This is a genomic window from Embleya sp. NBC_00888 (assembly GCF_045207655.1).
In the GTDB taxonomy this organism is placed as follows: Bacteria; Actinomycetota; Actinomycetes; order Streptomycetales; family Streptomycetaceae; genus Embleya.
The window spans coordinates 4,778,345-4,797,303 of record NZ_CP108785.1 but is presented as its reverse complement, the minus strand read 5'-3'; the positions used below and the strand labels follow the sequence as shown (position 1 = coordinate 4,797,303).

15 protein-coding genes and 1 pseudogene are annotated in these 18,959 nt (G+C 70.2%); 10 read left to right on the top strand and 6 right to left on the bottom strand.

Annotation, left to right across the window (positions count from 1 at the left end; translation table 11 throughout):
* Positions 1–2: 2 nt before the first annotated feature.
* Entirely contained in the window at positions 3–2,639 is a 2,637-nt protein-coding gene (locus OG948_RS55315; protein WP_331772668.1) for a serine/threonine-protein kinase, read from the bottom strand.
* 427 nt (positions 2,640–3,066) lie between these two features.
* Between OG948_RS55315 and OG948_RS55310 the strand changes: the two genes are divergently transcribed.
* Positions 3,067–3,555, top strand: coding sequence for a hypothetical protein (locus OG948_RS55310; RefSeq protein WP_331772667.1), 489 nt, complete (start codon positions 3,067–3,069; stop codon positions 3,553–3,555).
* A gap of 395 nt (positions 3,556–3,950) precedes the next feature.
* The gene (locus tag OG948_RS55305; RefSeq protein WP_331772666.1) at positions 3,951–5,720 is read left to right on the top strand and encodes a cation:proton antiporter; all 1,770 of its coding nucleotides are present in this window, start codon (positions 3,951–3,953) and stop codon (positions 5,718–5,720) included.
* Positions 5,721–5,745: 25 nt separating this feature from the next.
* Here the strand turns inward: OG948_RS55305 and OG948_RS55300 are convergent, their stop codons facing one another.
* The gene (locus OG948_RS55300; protein WP_331772665.1) at positions 5,746–7,593 is read right to left on the bottom strand and encodes a glycoside hydrolase family 15 protein; all 1,848 of its coding nucleotides are present in this window, start codon (positions 7,591–7,593) and stop codon (positions 5,746–5,748) included.
* Positions 7,594–7,912: 319 nt separating this feature from the next.
* Between OG948_RS55300 and OG948_RS55295 the strand changes: the two genes are divergently transcribed.
* Positions 7,913–9,214: a DUF2254 domain-containing protein gene (locus OG948_RS55295; protein WP_331772664.1), complete on the top strand. Its 1,302-nt coding sequence runs from the start codon at positions 7,913–7,915 to the stop codon at positions 9,212–9,214.
* A gap of 200 nt (positions 9,215–9,414) precedes the next feature.
* Here the strand turns inward: OG948_RS55295 and OG948_RS55290 are convergent, their stop codons facing one another.
* Positions 9,415–9,777 carry a GntR family transcriptional regulator gene (locus OG948_RS55290; RefSeq protein ID WP_331772663.1) on the bottom strand — a complete coding sequence of 121 codons (363 nt, stop codon included), beginning with the start codon at positions 9,775–9,777 and terminating at the stop codon, positions 9,415–9,417.
* A 136-nt stretch (positions 9,778–9,913) separates the two neighbouring features.
* A complete protein-coding gene (locus tag OG948_RS55285; protein WP_331772662.1) occupies positions 9,914–11,083 on the bottom strand; it encodes a Gfo/Idh/MocA family oxidoreductase in 1,170 nt (389 codons plus the stop codon).
* Positions 11,084–11,739: 656 nt separating this feature from the next.
* Here OG948_RS55285 and OG948_RS55280 point away from each other — a divergent pair.
* The 6 genes and pseudogenes from OG948_RS55280 to OG948_RS55255 form a co-directional block, all read left to right on the top strand.
* Positions 11,740–12,516: an FCD domain-containing protein gene (locus OG948_RS55280; protein ID WP_331772661.1), complete on the top strand. Its 777-nt coding sequence runs from the start codon at positions 11,740–11,742 to the stop codon at positions 12,514–12,516.
* Between the two features lie 524 nt (positions 12,517–13,040).
* The gene (locus tag OG948_RS55275) at positions 13,041–13,523 is read left to right on the top strand and encodes a hypothetical protein (RefSeq protein ID WP_406300773.1); all 483 of its coding nucleotides are present in this window, start codon (positions 13,041–13,043) and stop codon (positions 13,521–13,523) included.
* Complete coding sequence (locus tag OG948_RS55270) at positions 13,408–13,908, top strand: PfkB family carbohydrate kinase (protein WP_331772659.1); 501 nt, start codon at positions 13,408–13,410, stop codon at positions 13,906–13,908. Before OG948_RS55275 ends, OG948_RS55270 begins: the two co-directional genes overlap by 116 nt.
* Before the next feature lie 121 nt (positions 13,909–14,029).
* Positions 14,030–14,344 carry a GNAT family N-acetyltransferase gene (locus OG948_RS55265; protein ID WP_331773618.1) on the top strand — a complete coding sequence of 105 codons (315 nt, stop codon included), beginning with the start codon at positions 14,030–14,032 and terminating at the stop codon, positions 14,342–14,344.
* A 530-nt stretch (positions 14,345–14,874) separates the two neighbouring features.
* Positions 14,875–15,363 carry a hypothetical protein gene (locus OG948_RS55260; protein ID WP_331772658.1) on the top strand — a complete coding sequence of 163 codons (489 nt, stop codon included), beginning with the start codon at positions 14,875–14,877 and terminating at the stop codon, positions 15,361–15,363.
* Positions 15,364–15,755: 392 nt separating this feature from the next.
* Positions 15,756–15,953 (top strand): annotated as a pseudogene (locus OG948_RS55255) (carboxymuconolactone decarboxylase); the annotation flags it as partial.
* On the opposite strand, the gene OG948_RS55250 reads toward OG948_RS55255, so the two are convergent.
* Together OG948_RS55250 and OG948_RS55245 are read right to left on the bottom strand one after the other, a co-directional pair.
* Complete coding sequence (locus OG948_RS55250; protein ID WP_331772657.1) at positions 15,899–16,840, bottom strand: aldo/keto reductase; 942 nt, start codon at positions 16,838–16,840, stop codon at positions 15,899–15,901. The pseudogene OG948_RS55255 and the gene OG948_RS55250 overlap by 55 nt on opposite strands.
* A 199-nt stretch (positions 16,841–17,039) precedes the next feature.
* On the bottom strand, positions 17,040–17,411 hold the full coding sequence (locus tag OG948_RS55245; protein WP_331772656.1) for a DUF2255 family protein: 372 nt from the start codon (positions 17,409–17,411) through the stop codon (positions 17,040–17,042).
* Positions 17,412–17,683: 272 nt separating this feature from the next.
* Here OG948_RS55245 and OG948_RS55240 point away from each other — a divergent pair, with 272 nt between their 5' ends.
* Positions 17,684–18,574 carry a helix-turn-helix transcriptional regulator gene (locus OG948_RS55240; protein ID WP_331772655.1) on the top strand — a complete coding sequence of 297 codons (891 nt, stop codon included), beginning with the start codon at positions 17,684–17,686 and terminating at the stop codon, positions 18,572–18,574.
* Positions 18,575–18,959: the final 385 nt, after the last annotated feature.

The following is an 18,959-nucleotide window of genomic DNA, read 5'->3' as shown; positions in this document are numbered from 1 at the left end:
CGTCAGGTCACCGGGTTGTTGTACGTCGCGTCGACGACACCGTTCGCCTTCTGCCCGGCGGTCGCCGGATTCATCTCGTTGAGAATCTCGGTGGCGTAGGTGCGCAGCGGTGCGATGGCGAACCCCGGTGCCTGCGGCAGCATGCGCGCCGCCTCGGTCGCGATGTCCTGGGCGGTCGTGAGCATCGGGTTGTCCGCCGCCCGCTTGGGGACGACCCCGGTGCGGGCCGGCATGCTCTGGCTCGCGTCGGACCACTTCGACTGCCAGTCGGCGGTGGTCGTCATCGCCAGCAGCCGTGCGGCGCCCGACACCAGGCGGCTCGCCTTGGCCACCACGAGCACCGTGCCGACCAGCGGGACGGGCGCGGGGCGGTCGGCGACCGGGCTCGGCAGCGGGAACACGCCCAGCTTGCCCTTGAGGTCGGGGTGCGCGGCGATGAGCGGGTCGTAGATCCAGTCGCCGCCCACGATCATCGCCGTGTCGCCCGCTCCCAGCACGTCGTACGGGCTGCCGGTGTCCGCGGTGTAGTCGCCGACGTTCTTGGGGGCGGTCGAGAACGCCTGGAGTTTCTTGAAGTACCCCATCCCCGCCTGCGCGGCCGGCTGGTCCAGGCGACCGCGCCAGGTCGTCCCCTCCTTCTCGGCGATCCGGCCGCCCGCGGCCCAGATCGACGACGCGATCACCTGCCAGGCCTGGCCCGGCATGTGGACGGCCTGGAACTTGGGGTTGCCCGCGTGGAAGGCCTTCAGCCTCGCCAGTTCGGCGAGCCAGGCGTCCTGGGTCCGGGGCACCGTGAAGCCGGCCGGATCGCACAGGTCCTTGCGGTAGAGCACCACGGACAGCGCGGCGTTCTGCGGCACCGCGACCAGTTGCCCGTCGATCTCGCAGGCCTTCCGCATGGCCAGGGTCCACGAGTCGACGTCGAACAGGCCGCGGTACGCCGACAGGTCGGCCAGCTGGCCGCGTGCGTGGTACCTGGCCAACTCGCTGACCTCCACCTCGAACACGTCGGGCGGGCTGCCCGCCGCCAGCGCGGTCGCGAGCTTCCGGTCCTCGGCGAACGTCACGACCGTGGGTTTGACGGTTGCCTGCGGCTGCTTCTCACTGAAGCCGATGCCGAGTTCGGTGAGCAGCGCCCGCTGCGCGGTGTTGTTGTCGCTGCCGAACTCCGTGCACCACATGGCCAGTGTGTACGAACCGGTCGGCGCGCGGGGTACCTGCGCCGGTACCTGCGCGGCCGCGGGTTGCGAGCCGGTGGGACCGCTGGGGCCGGTCGGCGGCTTGGCGGCCGGATCGCCGTCCCTGCCGAACAGCCAGGCGGCGACGCCGCCCACCGCGGCGGTCGCCGCGGCGGCGCCCAGCGCGATGAACCGCCTTCGGTTGGGCGGGCTTTCCGGCTTGGGCGGCGCGAACCCCGGGGCGTAGTCGGGGCGCGGCACCGGCGGCGGCATGCCGGCCGGAACAGGCGCGTGCGCGCCACCAGACGCGTGCGCGGCACCAGGCGCGTGCGCGGGAACGGCCGGCGGGGCGAGCGGCCGGGGCGGGACCGGTGCGCCCTGCGGAGCGGCCCCGGCCGGTAGCTGCCTCGGGTACCGCGGGGGCGGACCGTACGGCGGACCGTAGGGCCCCGGGACGTGCCCCGATCCGGGTGGCCCGGGGATACCCGGTCCTGCGGCGTCCGTCCCTTCGGCGCCTGCCGCCGGGATGCCGGCCGGTGCTCCCGGACAACCCTGCTGCGGTGTGCCGGGCAGCGCGGACGGGTCGCCCGACTGTGCCGCGATCTGCCGGGCGAGCGGGTCGGGAAGCCAGTTGTCCAGGGAGAGTTCGCCGGTCTGCCCGGCCTGCGGCAGCGCGCGGTGCAGGACCTGGTCGGTCGTCGGGCGAGAGACCTCGTCCTTGGTCAGGCAGTCGGCGATCAGGGCGTGCAACGAGGCGGGCACCCCGTCCAGGACCGGGTCCGCGTGCACCACCCGGTACAACAACCCCGGAGCCGACCCCCCACCGAACGGCCCGTTGCCGGTGGCCGCGAAGACCAGCACGGAACCGAGCGAGAACACGTCGGACGCCGGGGCGACTTCCTCGCCGCGTGCCTGCTCGGGTGAGAGGTAGCCGGGCGAACCGACCACGAGGTCCGTCGCGGTCACCGAGGTGTCGTCGGCGGCCCTGGCGATCCCGAAGTCGATCACCCGGGGCCCGTCCAGGGCGAGCAGCACGTTGGACGGCTTGAGGTCGCGGTGGATCGTGCCGGACGCGTGGATCGACTGCAGCGCCTCGGCGAGCCCCGCCGCCAGCGCGCGCAACGACCGCTCGGGGAGCGGCCCATGCTCGCGGACCACGTCCGCCAGGCTCGGCCCGGCGATGTACGCGGTGGCCAGCCACGGCATCGGACCCTCGGTGTCCGCGTCGACGACCGGGGCGGTGTAGAAGCCGCCCACCCGCCGTGCGACGGCCACCTCGCGGGCGAACCGCCGCCGGAAGTCCGGGTCTTCGGCCAGGTCGGGCCGGATCACCTTGAGCGCCACGGAGCGCCCGCTCGGCGAACGGCCCAGGAACACCCGGCCCATCCCGCCCGAGCCGAGCCGCCCGGTGAGCCGGTACGCCCCGAGCTGTACGGGGTCGTGCTCCTGCAACGGCTCCATCGGCCCTCCCACGACCCGCGCACCCCTTGATCCGCGTGGGACGGCAGTCTGCCAGAGCCACCCACCGGACGGGACGGCCGGGCGTTCACAGGTCCACGGCCTGCCACCCGATCCGCACGTCGCCGACCCCACCACGTACGAACGGGTACGAAGTTCGGGACCGGCGCCTTCCGCTGCACCGGACACCGTGAGCAACGCCAGGATCCGAAAACCGGCCCGATTCCGAAGTCCTGCCGAACTCGTGCGCCACCGACTGGTGTTGCCCGGGCGACCGCCGCGGCCGCGAGTGAGGACCTGGTCAGGCGGTGGCCCCGGACGTGGTGGGGCGCGGATGAAGGTACGCAAGAAGTCGGATGTGCCGAGACCGGCCCCGGCGTCAGACTGGGCGTCGGTTTGTCGTCGAGGGCGGGGAGACGAGCACGTGGGCATGGTGCGGACGACGGCCGGGGCGCGAGCGGCGGCCATGGCGCTCACGGTGTTGTCCGGTGCGCTCGCTGCCGCGTGCGGCGCCGGGAACCAAGCGGACGACGCGAAGGACAAATCGGCGGCACGGCGCTGTGAACCGGTGCGGTCCACCACGTCCGGCCTGTCGGAGGTGTTCCCGGAGTTGGCCCGGTTGGGTCCTGTGGTTTCCGCCGGCTGGTGCGGCCGGGCTCTCGGCTCGCTCGACACGGCACGTGTGCAGGTGCCGGGGCCGTCGGACTGGGTCTACTACGGTGTCGTCCGTCTCGCCGACGGCGCCGCCGCGGAAGCATGGGGCCCGTGGAAGCCGGCCGGCGGGCCTCCGACCGGGATACCGACCGCCTTGAGTTCGTTCATACCCGCGCATGGCCAGTGGTCGTCCAACGAGGCGGGCGCCTACCTGGACCGCTCCTCCGCAACGATCGTCCTCGGTTCGGTGCCCCTGGGGAATTGAAGGCCGCGGCCGGCTCGGCCGTACGACCGCCAGGGCCCCGGACGAGCCGCGGCGCGGTTCGCCCGGGACGAGCCGGAAGGCGCCTGTGGTGCTCCCCGCATTCGCGAACCCGCCCGACGAACACACCGAACCCCGTCCTTGACGGCCACCGCCGGCGCTCCGCGGGTCGGCGACCGCGTCCTGGACCGGCCGAGCCGTGTCGACGTCCGGCCGCCGGCCCGAGCGGGTGAAAAGCCTTACCGGACGGCCCAATGACAGCCTGCCGACCGCTCGCCGTCGTGCGGTAGGTGATTGCTTGACCCTTGCGCCGGATCGGGTGCGATCAGGCACAAGGAGCCGGGCGGCGGGAGCCGGGTTACCTCCCCGCCTCCGGCGTTTCGACGCGCGGAGGCGCAGTGACGGACGATCAGATCCTTCTCGGGCTCGCTCTGACGGTGGTGCTCGCCACCGGCTCACAGATCCTGGCGAGCAAGCTGCGCGTCCCCGCACTGATCCTGCTCCTACCCGCCGGATTCACGGCCGGCGCCCTCACCGATGTCGTCCACCCCGACAAGCTCATGGGCGCGAACTTCTCCGCCCTGGTGTCCCTGGCCGTGGCGGTGATCCTCTACGACGCCGGTCTGGGACTCAACCTGCGCAACCTGACCGGACGGACGCGGTGGATCGTCGGCAGACTGCTGCTCCTCGGCGTGCTGGTGACCTTCTTCGTCACCGCCGCGGTGTCACCCGCCCTGTTCGACATGCCCCTGCGCGTGGCCGCGATGCTCGGCGTCATCCTGGTCGTATCGGGGCCGACGGTCGTGGGTCCAATTCTCGATTTCGTACGACCGAACGACAAGGTACGACGCATCCTCATCTGGGAAGGCACGCTGACCGACCCCATCGGCGGCATCCTCGGTGCTCTCGTCTTCCACGCCATCTCCTCGACCCACCGGGTCGACATCGGACGGGGCTACCAACTCGGCCAGTTCGCCCTGAGCCTTGCCGTCGGCCTGATCGGCGGGGCGGTGGGAGCGGTGCTGCTGTGGTGGACACTGCGCGTGCTGCGGCTCGGCGAAACGCTGGGGACGCTGGCACAGCTCGCCACCGTGATCGCCGTCTCGGCCGGCTGTGACATCGCCCGGGACGACACCGGACTCATCGCCGCAATCGTCACGGGACTGGCCGTCACCAATATCGCCGGCTTCGACATGCCCGCTCGCCGGCCCTTCTTCGAGACCCTGGTTCAGCTGATCATCGGGCTGCTGTTCGTCTCCATCTCGGCCACCGTCACCCCTTCGTCGCTGACGCCGGTGCTGCTGCCCGCTCTCGCGCTCATCGTGATCCTCGTCCTGGCGGTGCGCCCCCTGGTCGCCTTCGCGGCGACGTCCCGTTCGGGTCTGACTCCAGGAGAGCGGGGCTTCATCGGATGGATGGATCCACGCGGCATCGTCGCCGCCGCGACGGCGTCGGCGTTCTCCGCCGGCCTCGTCGACCGGGGGGAGCACGGCGCCTCCGAAATCCTCCCGATCACCTTCCTGGTGATCGTGGGGACGGTATTGCTGTACGCGTTGACGGCAGCCCCCGTGGCTCGACGGCTGGGCGTCGTCGAACCGGCGGGGACACGCGTTCTCCTCGTGGGCGGCGAGCCATGGGTGGTCGAGATGGGACAGGCCCTGCGATCCGCCGGCCTCGACGTGTTGATGTGGGCCGGCGCCGAGGAGGAGCGAGAACGGATCAGATCCGCGGGAGTCCGGCTCGCCCAGGGCGACCTGTTGGCCACCGCCACCAATCCCGGCGCCCGGCTCGAGGGGGTGTCGGCCGTGTTCCTGGCCACCGACGACGACGACTTCAACGCGCTCGCTTCGGTCGTCATGCAGGACAACGTCGAAGGCCCGGTCTACCGCGTCGGCCCTCCACACGACAGCCACGGCGTCGTCGCTCCCTACACCGGCGGCGACATCCTCTTCGGCAGGTCGCTCGTCCGTCACGTCCTGGCGGAACGCTATGCGGCGGGAGCGCGGTTCGTGGTCCGGCCCGCCTCCGCGCCCACGTCGCCCGGCCACGACACGCTCTTCGTGCTACGAGCCGACCAGCGACTGGAGCCGGTCACCGAGAGTCGGCGGGTCAGGCCCGAGAAGGGCGACAGCGTCGTCCTGCTCACCCCCGTTTCCTCAGGGCGGTGAGTGCCCCTCGCGGATCCCCCGCGTGTCAATCGCCGTTCCGACGCGCCCGGTTGAGAGTGGAGTCGAGGGTGATCGCCGCGTCGATCAACGCCAGGTGGGTGAAGGCCTGGGGGAAGTTGCCGAGTTGTCGTCCCGTCAGGTCGATCTCCTCCGAGTACAGGCCGAGGTGGTTGGCATAGGTGAGCATCTTCTCCAGCACGAGCCTGGCCTGGTCCGTCCTCCCGGCCCGCGCCAGGGCATCGACGTACATGAACGTGCACAGCGAGAAGGTCCCCTCGGAGCCGCGCAGTCCGTCGGGCGACGCCTCGGGGTTGTAGCGGTAGACCAGACTGTCGCTGACCAGCTCGCGGTCCATCGCGTCCAGCGTGGACGTCCACATGGGATCGTCCGGGGTGATGAATCCGACGGTGGGCATCCGCAACAACGACGAGTCCAGGACGTCACTGCCGTAGTGCTGCACGAACGCTTCACGCTTGGGGTCCCATCCCCGCGCCAGGACCTGTTCGTAGATCCGGTCGCGCTCGCTCGCCCAGTGTCCGCGGGCGGCCGGGCGCCCGCTCGCGGAGGAGAGCCGCAGGGCCCGGTCGAGGGCGACCCAGGACATCACCCGCCCGTAGGTGAAGTCCTTGCGGCCTCCGCGGGTCTCCCAAAGCCCCTCGCCCGGCTGATCCCAGTGGTCGACCAGCCAGTCCAGGAGGGTGTGCAGTGCGGACCAGCCCTTGATGTCCAGCCGTATCCCGTGCTGGTGCGCGAAGTGGATGCTGTCCATCGCCTCGCCGTAGATGTCCAGTTGCATCTGGTCCGCGGCACCGTTGCCGATCCGCACCGGCGCGGATCCCTCGTATCCCTCCCAGTGCTCCAGGATCTCCTCCGTCAGGTCGGAGGAGCCGTCGACCCGGTACATGACGTTCAGCGGTCCGGTGTCGATGGCGCCACCCGCCTCTTCCTTCACACGATCGCGCAGCCAGCCGATGAACGCCGTGGCCTCTTCCCTGAAGCCCAGGCCCAGGAGGGCGTAGACCGAGAAGGAGGCATCACGGATCCAGGTGAACCGGTAGTCCCAGTTGCGCTCGCCGCCCAATTGCTCCGGCAGTCCCGCGGTGGGAGCCGCGACCAAGGCGCCACTCGGCGCGTAGGTCATGAGTTTCAATGTCACGGCCGAGCGCTCCACCGCCTCACGCCAGCGGCCCGAATAGCGGGACTGGGCGAGCCAGGACCGCCAGAATCCGATCGTCTCCTCGTAGATCTGCTGGAATTCCGCGACCCGGATCTCCCGAGGTGGGCCATCGGGCGACGACTCGACGATGACGCCGCGCTCCTGTCCGGCCCGCAGCGGCAGGGAGAGATGCAAGTCCTTGTCCCCCGACAGCAGCGTCAGCAGCCGCTCGTCCCCCGGCTCCCGGACGGCATGCACGGCCAGCCGTATCCCCTCCGCATCGAATACCGCTCCGTGCTCGGTGATGTGCAGTTCGTGCGGCTTACGGCCGTAGTCGAAGCGGGGGGCGATGTCCCCTTCGAACGTCATGCTGCCGCGCACACAGCGCAGCATGCGGACGAGGCGATGGCGGTCCGTCGCGACGCCTCCGGTCACCGGCATGAAGTCGACCACCTCGCCCGTCCCCGACTCCGTCATGAAGCGGGTGACGAGAATGGCCGTGTCGGGAAAGTACAACTGCTTCGTCGCGTAGGTCGTGGCGGAGGGCCGGACGGTGAAATGCCCGCCCCTCTCCCGATCCAGAAGAGCACCGAACACACTGGGCGAATCGAATCGAGGGCAGCAGAACCAGTCGATCGCGCCGTCGGTGCTCACCAGCGCCGCCGTCTGCAGATCGCCGATCAACCCGTGGTTTTCGATCAATGGGTACGCGTCCATGAGGAGCCTGCCTTCGCCGGGAATGAGAGCCTGGCCGGCCCGACGAACTCGATGAACTCCGTCGGTCTCCGACCGGACGGCCGATTCGCCTCCACGGCGGCCTGCGGCCAAAAGCCACCCGTCCAGGCTACGCGTGTGCGCCCCACCGGTCCTGCTGAGCCGACGCGGCAGCCGGGCGGCTCGCGCGCCGTGCCGCCGCGCGCGTTCCGATTTGCCCTACCGTGGCCGTACCTGGAACACCGATCGTCCCGACCGGCGGCACACCGTGGTCGTGCCGCGTACCCGGAGCATCGGTTGCCGCGAGAGAAGGGGTTCGGGCATGCGCAGCTTGGTGTCCTGGGCCGCCGTGTTCCGATTGAGGCAGTACACGAAAGCCAGTTTGTGGATCGCGCCGCTGGGCGGAATGGCACTGGGCGTCATTCTCGCCGAATGCGCCATCGCCGCCGACGGGGCGGACTGGCCACCGAGCGGCTGGCGCTATTCCGCGACCACCGCCAGTGGCGTACTGAGTTCCATCGTGGGGTCGATGGTGGCCCTGCTCGGATTCGTCGTGACCATCGGTGTGCTGGTCATCCAGCAGGCGACCAGTGCGCTGTCCCCGAGGTATATGCGTCTTTGGTACAGAGACCGGTTGCAGAAGACCGTCCTGGCCACCTTCACCGGAACGTTCGCCTTCGCTTTCTCCCTCCTGCGCAGCATCGAGTCGAATTCGGTACCGGACCTCGGGGTCACCCTCGCCGGTGCGGCCGTCGCCGTCAGCCTTCTGCTGCTCCTCGTCTATCTCAACCGCTTCACGCACAACCTCAGGCCGGTGGCCATCGCCGACCTGGTCGGACGCACGGGTACGAGTGTCTTCGCCCGCGGGGCCACGGAAGTCCGTGCGTCCGTCCCCGACGACGGTGAATCGGTGCTGCCACAAGGCCCGGTCACGTTCGTCCACTCGACCCACGGCGGTGCGATCCAGGCACTCGACAAAGCCGGCTTGATCGCTACCGCCGTCCGCCACGACTGCGTCCTCGTCGTGCCCCACCTCATCGGAGACTTCGTCCCCCCGGGCGCCGTCCTCGTCGAGATCCACGGCGGTACGTCCGCGCCCGGTCCTCGCCGCGTGACCGGTCTCGTCGCCCTGGGCACCGAACGGACCATCGAACAGGATCCCGCCTTCGCCCTTCGGGTACTCGTGGACATCGCCATCCGTGCCCTCTCCCCGGCGGTCAACGACCCCACAACGGCTGTCCAGGTGCTCAATCACATCGAGTCGTTCCTCGGTGTGGTCGGCAGGGCGCCGGTGCGGGGGCGCTATGTGATGGCGGACGACCGTGGTCGGCCGCGTCTCGTCCTGCACGGGCGGGACTGGGAGAACTACCTCCAACTCGCCGTCTCCGAGATCCGCGACTACGGGGCGACCTCCCTCCAGGTCTGCCGACGCCTGCGTGCCCTGCTCGACGGCCTTGTGGACGCTCTGCCGCACGAGCGACATCCCGCGCTTCGGCACGAGTTGGACCTGTTGGATCAGTCGGTGGACAGGTCGTTCACGGACCCGGCCCGACACACCTCCGCCCAAGTGGCCGACCGGCAGGGGATCGGCGGCCGGATCCGACCGCACGGCCCGATGGGCTGAAGGACGCAACAACGCCCGCACGCTCCGCGACGAGATCACCACCCGTGGCCGCACCGGCGGCCGCCGGACCGTCCGCCGCTCCCTCGACGAGTTCGCAGACAATGAGACCCGGGTTCAGGAGCCGGTGCCGCCGCCCGGTAGGACGCGACGCCGGATCTCCCGCTGGAAGTGCCGAGCGGTCATGCGGACGTGCTCGGCCATCAGCGCCTCGGCGTCGCTCGGTTCGCCGGAGGCGATGGCTGCGGCGATCGCCTCGTGGTCCGCGGGAAGGAACTGGTCAACGACTTCTGCCAGGAGGGCTGCTCGGGCTCGGCCACGTGGATCCCGCGGCCTTTGCGTACGGACAGCCGCCCGAGGCCGGAGAGAATCTTCACCGCCTCCCGGACCACGGTCCGGCTCGTCCCCACCTCGTCCGCGAGATCCTTCTCGGTGGGCAGCCGCCCGCCGGGCTGAAGTTCCGCTCCGACCACGTACTCGAGGATGCGTTCCGCCGCGACCTCGTACCCGGGTCGGTAGGCACCCCCCGCACTCGCGGACGCGGTGGCCTTCTCTGAGTGGGTCAACGATCGTCGCCTTCACTCTTGCGGCCGTTCGACGCGCGATTTCGGCGCGACGGTGCCGAATGTTTCTCGCTCGGCCCACCTGCGGAAGCGCCGAGTGCGCACCGACGGCGAGGGCACCGGTGCCTCGGCCACGGGCTCACACCTGACCGTTGGCGAAGTAGGCGGCCACCTTCGGATCCACGGGATCGATGTCGACGACCTGTCCTCCGTCCCGCAGTGACATGGTGGCCGCGTAGCCGGCGGCCACCGCCTCGCGGGCCGCCACCGGCGAGGTGACGGTGGCCCCGCCGTCCCGGACGAACTCCAGGAACTCATCGACCAGCACCGGATCGGCGCCGGCGTGCGTGCCGGGCGGGGTGTGCACGCGCACCACCAGGTCCGCGTCGGCGCGGTATTCGGTTCGGCGGTTCCACACCCGGACCTCCGCGCCCTCGGTGTCGCCGAAGTTCTCGAGTCGCCCCTCGGTGCCGATCACGGTGTAGTTGCGCCAGGTGTCCGGTGTGTAGTGGCACTGCTGATAGCTCGCGAAGACGCCGTTGTCCAACTGCATCTGCATCATGCTCAGGTCTTCCACGTCCACCACCGGGCTGAGACCGGTCTGACTCAGCGGCGGCCAGTTCTCCTGCGACAGCCACTCGGTCATCCGTTCCCCGCTGCGGTCGCGGCGCGAGGTGATGCCGCCGTAGACCGTCAGCGCGCCCATGGCGTTGACCCGCCGGGTGTATCCGCCGGCGAGCCAGTGGATGACGTCGAGGTCGTGTGCGCCCTTCTGCAGCAACAGACCGGTGGTGTTGCGCCGGTCGGCGTGCCAGTCCTTGAAGTACCAGTCCCCGCCGTTGCCGACGAAGTGGCGACACCAGACGGCCTTGACCTCGCCGACGGCCCCGCCGGCGATCAACTCGCGCATGGCCAACACGACCGGCATGTGCCGCATGTTGTGGCCGACGTACAACGACGTCCGATGGTCGCGGGCCGCCTCGAGAAGCCGGTCGCAGCCCTCGGTGGTGATCGCCATCGGCTTGTCCAGGAAGACCGGGACACCCGCCGCGAGGAAGTCCAGACCGATCCGCTCGTGCGTGTGGTCCGGAGTCAGCACGAACACGGCGTCAAGCCCCGCATCGAGCAGCTCATGGTGGTCCGGGGAGGTCCTCACCCCGGCGCCGAAACGTTCCTCGGCGGCCGCGAGCAACCGCGGATCGCGGTCGCAGGCCGCGACCACCAGCGAACCCGAGCCGGGCCGATGAGCCAACTCGACCAGATCACTACGAGCGCCCAACCCGATGACGCCGAGCCTGATGTCGTGCAACGCGCTGTCCTTTCGGAGGATTTCGGGGAGTTGCGGTTGCCGCGGCCCAGGTGATGCCCTGGAGGAAGGGCCACTCGGGCAGCATGCGGGCAACGCTCACCGACGTGGACGCCATGGGCGACCGCGGTCGGCATCGAGTAGCCGGAGCAGGGCTGCCTTGGAACCCGGCGAGAGGAGCCATCGGTGGCAAGGACGGTGCGCAGCGGAGGCGATGGCTCGCCACCGCGCGGCAAGGCCTGGTTGTCGGTCCCCGTCGCGGACCTTGTGGTCGAGCCGCACTGCCGGATGCCCTGCCGCCCTGCCGAATGTACAGGGAGACATCCCATCCACGCTACGATGGAACAGCGATAAATCAGATACATATCGAACCCGCACGGGAACCCGTACCGGCCGCTCCGAACTCTGTGCGCGGGTTGCGAGAGTTCGGGATGGCCGCCCAAGGGCTGTGTCGCAGCCGAAGGAGAGTGATGCCGCGTAGTCACGGTCCGTTGAGCGGTGCGATCGGGGCGAGCAGGGTCTTCGGGCTGCCGACTCCTGGCACCATGGATCTGAATGTGATTCACTGATTACCAAGCGTATGATGTATCGGAAACATAGGCGGCATCGAGGCGTGGTCGGCAGATCAACGACCTCAAGAGGGAAGTGAGAGAGAGTCGTTGACCCACTCAGAGAAGGTCTCCGCGCCCACGCAGTCGACGGGCACGGCGCGGGGTTATCGCCCCGGATACGAGGTCGCAGCCGAACGGGTCCTCGAATACGTCGTCCAGGCGGGACTTCGGCCCGGTGACCGGCTGCCCACCGAGAAGGACCTGGCCGACGAGGTACGGATGAGCCGGACCGTGGTGCGGGAGGCGGTGAAGATCCTCTCGGCCCTGGGGCGACTCTCCGTACAAAAGGGGCGCGGCATCTACGTGGCCGAACCCGAGCAGTCCTCCTGGCAACAGTCGCTCGCCAACTTCCTGCCCGCGGACCTGCGGCAGGTCGACGAACTCTTCGAGTTCCGCCGCCACCTGGAGACCACCGCCGCGAATCTGGCCGCGCAGCGAGCCGCTCCGGCGCAGGTCAAGGCGATACGCGAAGCCGCACGGCAGTCCGCCCTCGCGGCGCAGCAGGGCGACATCGATGCTTTCACCCGCGCCGACGACGCCTTTCACACCGGCATCGCGGCCGCTGCCGCCAACATGTTCTTCGTCTCCACCGTCGACGCGATGCGACGTCTGCAGCAGCAGGTCATGGCCATCGGACTGGCCGGTGTCGCCGGCGGATCCCTGCAAGTGGCCGCCGAGCAGCACGAGGCCATCGCGGAGGCCATCTCCGGCGGAGAACCCGCCCGCGCCGAAACGCTGATGGCCGAACACATCGACATGACCGCCCGGCAGTTCCAGCAGGAGATCTGGCGCCGTGTCGTACCGAGCGACGACAGCCGCCCCTGAACAGGCACGCGTGCGAACCCCACTGCCGGGGCGGGATCGATCGAGCGGCCATCGGCGCGCGGCGTAACGCGAGATGGATCGGATACATACCGGATCCAGGAGCACCGAACCGTGCCGACGTTCCGGGAGACCCGTCGCAGGTGGGAGAGGGCGACACCAGTCGCCTGAAACCCCTCCCCCGCACCGACGTCGAGGCGGAAGATCCCGACCGGGACGGGGAAGAGGCCCGGCTACCGAACCTGGCGTCGAGATTTTTGATGTGATTTACTGATTGAACGTCACATCAATATATCCGAGACATAGGATGGGCCTCCAGGGCCGGAATGTGATGACGGGCAGCCTCAGGAAGCACGTGAGGCAGTGTCATTGCCCCCTCGGAGCACGTCTCCGCGCCCGGGTACGAGGGTCGTTGCCCTGCACATCCTCGACCATGCCGTCCGGGCGGGACTCCGGCCCTGCGACGACATCCACCACTGCGGATCCCGGGCCCCTAGCCGTGAAGGACATCCCTGCAAATCGTCGATGTGACTGTGGAATTGGTCGATCCGCCCGCGCAGCCGCCCTTCCGATGGCGTGCCGGGCTTCCGGGCTCGGAGCCGGCGGTGGTGGGCGGGATCCCGCGCGTCCACACGGACGAGGGCCTGGTGGGCGAGGCGCACACCAGGCGCGGGCTGATCGTCGCCGACCTGGTCGCCCGTCGCACCCGCGAGGACCTCAGAGGTCGCGATCCCATCGGCGGCGACGTCCCACTCATGTACGACGGCTCGGCCGGGTTCGACCTCGCCGACTCGATCCGGCTCGGCCACGTGCTGTCCGAGGCCGGCTACCTCTGGTACGAGGAGCCGATGCGCGAGTTCAGCGTGACCGCCCCTGGAGCGGGCGCGGGGGCGGATGACCATCTCGTACGACCCGAACTGCCGCCCGTCCCTGATGGGCGACCCCGCATCGGCCCGGATCCGGATCGAATCGCTGGTCGCGCTCGCCGACGTCGTCAAGGTGAGCAGTGAGGATCTCGAATGGCTGTGCCCGTCCCGTGACGTCGCCGACGCGGCGCAGGACGGGCTGGCTCGGGGCCCCGCCATGGTGGTGGTGGTGGTGGTGACGCTCGGCGCAGCGGGCGCGTACGGCGTCTGTGGCGCGGGCTCGACGTCCGTGCCGGCGGTTGCGGTCACCGTCGCGGACACGGTCGGCGCGGGCGACGCGTACACCGCCGGGCTGCTCGACGCGCTCTACCGCCGCGGGCTCCTGGGCGTACCGGAACTGGGCACCCTCACGAGCCCCGATCTGCTGACGGACATCCTCGCCGAGGCGTCCGTGATATCGGCCCTCACCTGCTCCCGTCCGGGCGCCGACCCTCCCACGGCGGCGGAGGTACGGGCGTTTCGCCGCTAGCGGACGCTTCGCCCAAGCGCGAAGCTCCCGGCACAACTGCCGCCTCCACGCGGCAACAGCGGGGCCGGGGCGGCCGCGTACGATGCGATTCGCCGGATCGGTCATGAGCACAGGAGTACGTATGGGGACCAAGGTCGTCGACAATCCCGAGAAGTCGCGATACGAGATTCTCGCGGGTGAGGACGCTGCCGAACTCGCGGGCTTCACCGAGTACTTCCTGCACGACGAGGAGATCGCCTTCATTCACACGGAGATCGATCCCCGGTTCGAGGGGCAGGGGCTCGGCGGTACGCTCGCCCGCGCGGCGCTCGACGCGGTTCGTGAACGCGGGCTCGCCGTGCTCCCGTACTGCCCCTTCATCCGTGGTTGGATGCGTAAGCACCCGGAGTATGCCGACTTGGTCCCCGAGTCCCGCCGGGCGGCCTTCGAACTCTGACCTCGGCTGCCGAAGCGCCGCCATCCGAGAGCTGGTCGGCGTGGCGACCATCGATCGTCACGGCGTGTCTGCTCGCCCGAAGCATCACGCCGACGGCAACAGGCGAACACGTCATCGGCCGCCGGCCGCTGCTCCGGCCCAAGCTCCGTGGCGGACCGAGTCGTGACCTCGACGGAATTGGGTGCGGGCCGCCTCCCTAGGGAACGGGTGCAGTCTGCGTGCGACTTCGGGCGTTGGTCGAGCCGCCCGATGACGCACCGTCTTCTCGCACGAGTGCCGGCCGCCAGAGGACCTCCGCCGGCCTCGCGCGCTGCGGAGCCCGTATCGCTGCGCCCATGGACGGCTTCTCCCGGTGGTCGCGGATGCAGCAGTCGGGGAGGGAGAGTTTCGGGTTCGTCCCCGTCTCCCGATCAGGTCTCGCCGACCCGGTCCGGCGGATTTGCGGGGGTTTACCTGTTCCGTGGTGTGGACATTCGGGTGTTCGTCCGTGGGCGCTTTCGTCCGGCGGTGTCACGCGAGGAGCGACGAACATGACAAGCAGGTGCGGGCGTGCCGCGGGAGCGATTTCGATCGCCGCGGTCCTGGTCCTGACCGCGGCGGCATGCGGTGACGACGATGACGGGGGCGGCGACACGTCGACGCCCACCGCGATCGCGTCCGCGCTCGAATCCGCGAGCAAGGAAGCCAAGGACGCCGTCGCGTCGGCGAGCGCGTCCGCGGCGTCCAAGCTGGACGAGATCAAGGACGGCGTCGACGCCAAGGCGGACGCGAGCGTCGGCCCGACCGCTGTCGACGGGGACCGCACCACGGCCGAGGTGACCGTCACCAACGGGACCGACAAGAGCGCCGACTACACGCTCACCGTCGAATTCCGCGACGACGCCGGCAACATCCTGGACATCGTCGTCGTCGACGTCGACGAGGTCGGCGGCGGCAAGCAGGCCAAGACCACCGCCCGCAGCCACCGCACACTCTCGGGCCCCACCAAGGCCGACATCGGCCGTGCGATCCGGCACTGAACACGCCGGGCAGGGCAGAGCCCGGACCGCACGGTCGGTTCCGGTCCGACCCCGCGAAGGCTGCCACCCCGACCCGCGCGAGGCCCAAGGCGGACGCACACGGGAGAAGGCTTCGGGAAACAGCGCAGCGGCCCGCGCCGCCTACGCCGAGCGCGGCCGGATCTGCCGCCGCTGCCCGGTGCCGTCACCCGCGGAGCCATGGCGTCCGCCAGACCGGTTGATCACCAGCTCGCCCACTCGCTCCCTCCCATGCGGCAGTGAACCACGAGCCCCCGTGCGAGGGGCCCGGATGAGATCTAGGGTTGAAGGGGAATCCCGACGCTCGCGGACGTCTGTCACCTCCGCCTCACTCCTCTCCTCGGGCTCGAAAACACACCAGAAGGGCATGTGACATGTCCACTGCATCCGAAACCCCTGTCCTGGACACCCTCGCCGCGATGACGGTCGACTCGATCGAGCGATGCGGGCTGTCCCCCGACATGCTCATACTCACGCGCATCGCGGCCCTCGCCGCCTCGGACGCTCCGCCGATCTCCTACCTGGCCCATATCGACCCCGCCCTCAGAGCGGGCATGACCGCCGACCAGTTGCAAGACGTCCTGGTCGCCATCGCGCCCATCGTGGGCACCGCTCGCGTCATGACGGCGGCAGGCAACATCGCCGAGGCACTGGGCATCGCGATCGCCGTCGCCGAGGACGAGACCCGGGGCTGAGTGCGCATCCGAATGCCGTCCGGCTCGAACCGGCCGAGGCTGACGCGCTGCGAAGACTCCTCGAGAGTCAGGTGCTCCCCCGCGATCGACGTGCGGGCGTCTTCAGGGACAAGAGGGGCACGTCGCTCGGTCCGCGGGGATTTGTCGTGCGCCGTGCCGATCTCGCTCAGGACGGGGTGGGTGAACAGGTTCTTCTTGCCTTCGGCGAAGCCGCCCCAGGACTGGTGCCGTACGCCGTGCGCGCGCATCAGGTCGTGGTCGGTGGCGCGCTGGAAGAAGGGGTGGGTCTCGATCTGGTCGACCGCCGGGGTGACCTCGTTGTTGAGGATCACGTCCAGGAGCCGGTCGGGGTAGAAGTTGGCGACGCCGATCGCCTTGGCCAGGCCCTCGCGGTTGGCGGCCTCCATGGCGCGCCACTGGCCGTAGACGTCGCCGTAGGGCTGGTGCATCAGGTACAGGTCGATGTGCTCCAAGTCGAGCTTGGTCAACGAGGTCTCGAGGGCCCGGCGGGTGTTTTCCTCGGCCGGGGCGTCCTGGACCCACAGCTTGGTGGTGACGAACAGCTCCTCGCGCGCGATGCCGCTGGTCTTGATGGCCCGGCCGACGGCTTCCTCGTTGCCGTAGGCGGCCGCGGTGTCGAGGAGCCGGTAGCCGGCGGCGAGGGCGTCGGAGACGGCCTGCTCGGTCTTGTCCGCCGGGATCTGGTAGACGCCGAAGCCGAGGATCGGCATCTCGATGCCGTTGTTCAGCGTGACGGTCTGCATGGGGATCTTCCTTGTCGTTCGAGTGCGTGGGAGCGGCGGCCGGACGTGTCATCGGGACCGGGGCGTTGTCGGCCGGGGCGGCGTCGACCCGTGCGGCGTCGACCCGTGCGGCGTCGACGGTCGCCAGGGCGCGCCCCCGACGCCGTACACTGCTGCGGTTCTGTGACCCGGAAGGGGGCATCGGCAGGTTCCGGGCCGGTCAGCGGGGTTCGAGGCGCAGGGTGGAGGCACGGGCCCCGTCGGTCAGGACGTGCTCGACGATGCTCGTGTAGTGCCCGTACTTCTCCCGGTAGGCGGCGTCCACCCCCGGGTACGCGGCGGGGTCGGCCTGGTGGAAGGTGACGTCCCGGCGGACGCCGCCGGCTTCGACGCGTCCCTGGTGGCGGGACTGCGTTCCCCGATACCAGGGGCCGTCCGAGCCCTTGACCGAGCGGACGTACAGCCCGTCACCGGAGCGGACCACCCACATCGTCACCGGGTCGCGCAGGGTGCCGTTGGACCGTTCGGATGCCAGGTCCAGCTCCTCGGCCGTGGCGATCCTCTCGAGTTCCGAGCCGTTCCAGTCCATCATCGTCATTCCCTTCCGCTGTACGAGGCCGGGTGCCGGGGCTTCGACCGGTCATGTCGGCGTTCATCACGTCCACCGTTACCCGCACGTGGGGGACACGCCATCGGAAAGGCCAGGCCACCCGGGATGCGGGACGGCGGACACTCGAACGCGGTCAACCCTGCCCGCCGGCGGCCGCCACAGGCAGGCCGAGATGTGCCGGGGGGGACCAGCGGGGGTGTGACAGGCCCCCCTCGATGCGCATGTCGCGCCGGCGGCGGAGAGACACTGGCGCTATGGCACCCGAGCAGCAAACCAGCAGCGGTGAACTGGCACGCTTCCTGCGTGCCCGCCGCACCCGGACCAGCCCCCAGTCCGCCGGCCCGACCCCCGGCCCCGGCGTACGCCGCACCCCCGGCCTGCGCCGCGAGGAACCGGCCACGCTCGCCGGGGTCGGCATCGACTACTACACCCGCATGGAACGCGGCAAGGAAACCCGCCCCGGCCCCGCCGTGATCGACGCCCTCGCCCGCGCCCTGCGACTCGACGACGCCGAGCACCAGCACCTGCGCGACCTCGCCGTACGCGCCGCCCGCTACGCACCTCAGGCAACCCCCGCCCCCAGCCGCGCGGTGCGCCCGCACGTGCGACTGCTGCTGGAAACGCTGCGACCGAGCCCGGCCTACGTCGTCAGCCGCAGCATGGACGTCCTGGCCCACAATCCCGGCGGCCTCGCCCTGTACGCGGGCCTCGAGGACTGGCCCGACACGCAGCGCAACCTCGGCCGCTACCTCTTCCTCCACCCGGCCGCCCGGGACGTCTTCCCCGACTGGGACAACCAGATCCGCCACTGCGTCGCCCGCCTGCGTGCCCTGGCCGGCACCGACCCCGACGCCCCCGACCTCACCCGACTCGTGGGCGAGTTGCTGCTGAAGAGTCCGGCCTTCGCCGGACTGTGGGAGCGCTACGACGTCACGGGCCGCAAGATCACCACCAAGATCTTCCAGCACCCCCAGGTCGGCAAGATCACCCTCGCCTTCCAAGGCATGGCCCTCGAAGGCACCCCCGGCCACCGCATGGGCATCTACACCGCCGAACCCGGCACCCCCGACCACGACGCCATGCTCCTGCTCGACATGACCGCCACCCCCACCCCCAAGCCGACACCGTCCCAGCACAAGCGATAAGCCCGCGAGCTTCCGGCCCGGGGCAAAGGCTCCATCGGGGCGGCTCGACGGTTCGTTCGGGGCGGGCGGCGCTGACGTACCGCATGGCGGGCTGCTCGGCGACGCCGAACAGGCGTACCGCTCCGAGGATGTCGGCGCCCTCGGCTGCTTCGCTGCGGATACGGTCTCGGCGCGGGCCGCGGAGCGCCGGCCCTCGGCGCGGGACTCCGCTCAGCGAACCGATGCCGCCGGGCGGGCGAACACCGCGACACGGGCCGTCGGAGGGGACGGACAGTCTCCGCCTGCGCCGTGGGCGCCACGGCACCGGCAAAGACGTGACGGCGGGTTGCCGGCCGGCGCGGATCGGGCGTGTGGGAACGGCTGCCTCTGCGAGCTGACGCGTCGT

Coding starts and splice junctions, on each gene's coding strand:
- OG948_RS55250 (WP_331772657.1), bottom strand. CDS start 16,840: ATGCAGACCGTCACGCTGAACAACGGCATCGAGATGCCGATCCTCGGC.
- OG948_RS55300 (WP_331772665.1), bottom strand. CDS start 7,593: ATGGACGCGTACCCATTGATCGAAAACCACGGGTTGATCGGCGATCTG.
- OG948_RS55260 (WP_331772658.1), top strand. CDS start 14,875: ATGACAAGCAGGTGCGGGCGTGCCGCGGGAGCGATTTCGATCGCCGCG.
- OG948_RS55310 (WP_331772667.1), top strand. CDS start 3,067: ATGGTGCGGACGACGGCCGGGGCGCGAGCGGCGGCCATGGCGCTCACG.
- OG948_RS55240 (WP_331772655.1), top strand. CDS start 17,684: ATGGCACCCGAGCAGCAAACCAGCAGCGGTGAACTGGCACGCTTCCTG.
- OG948_RS55245 (WP_331772656.1), bottom strand. CDS start 17,411: ATGATGGACTGGAACGGCTCGGAACTCGAGAGGATCGCCACGGCCGAG.
- OG948_RS55315 (WP_331772668.1), bottom strand. CDS start 2,639: ATGGAGCCGTTGCAGGAGCACGACCCCGTACAGCTCGGGGCGTACCGG.
- OG948_RS55270 (WP_331772659.1), top strand. CDS start 13,408: ATGACCATCTCGTACGACCCGAACTGCCGCCCGTCCCTGATGGGCGAC.
- OG948_RS55265 (WP_331773618.1), top strand. CDS start 14,030: ATGGGGACCAAGGTCGTCGACAATCCCGAGAAGTCGCGATACGAGATT.
- OG948_RS55295 (WP_331772664.1), top strand. CDS start 7,913: ATGCGCAGCTTGGTGTCCTGGGCCGCCGTGTTCCGATTGAGGCAGTAC.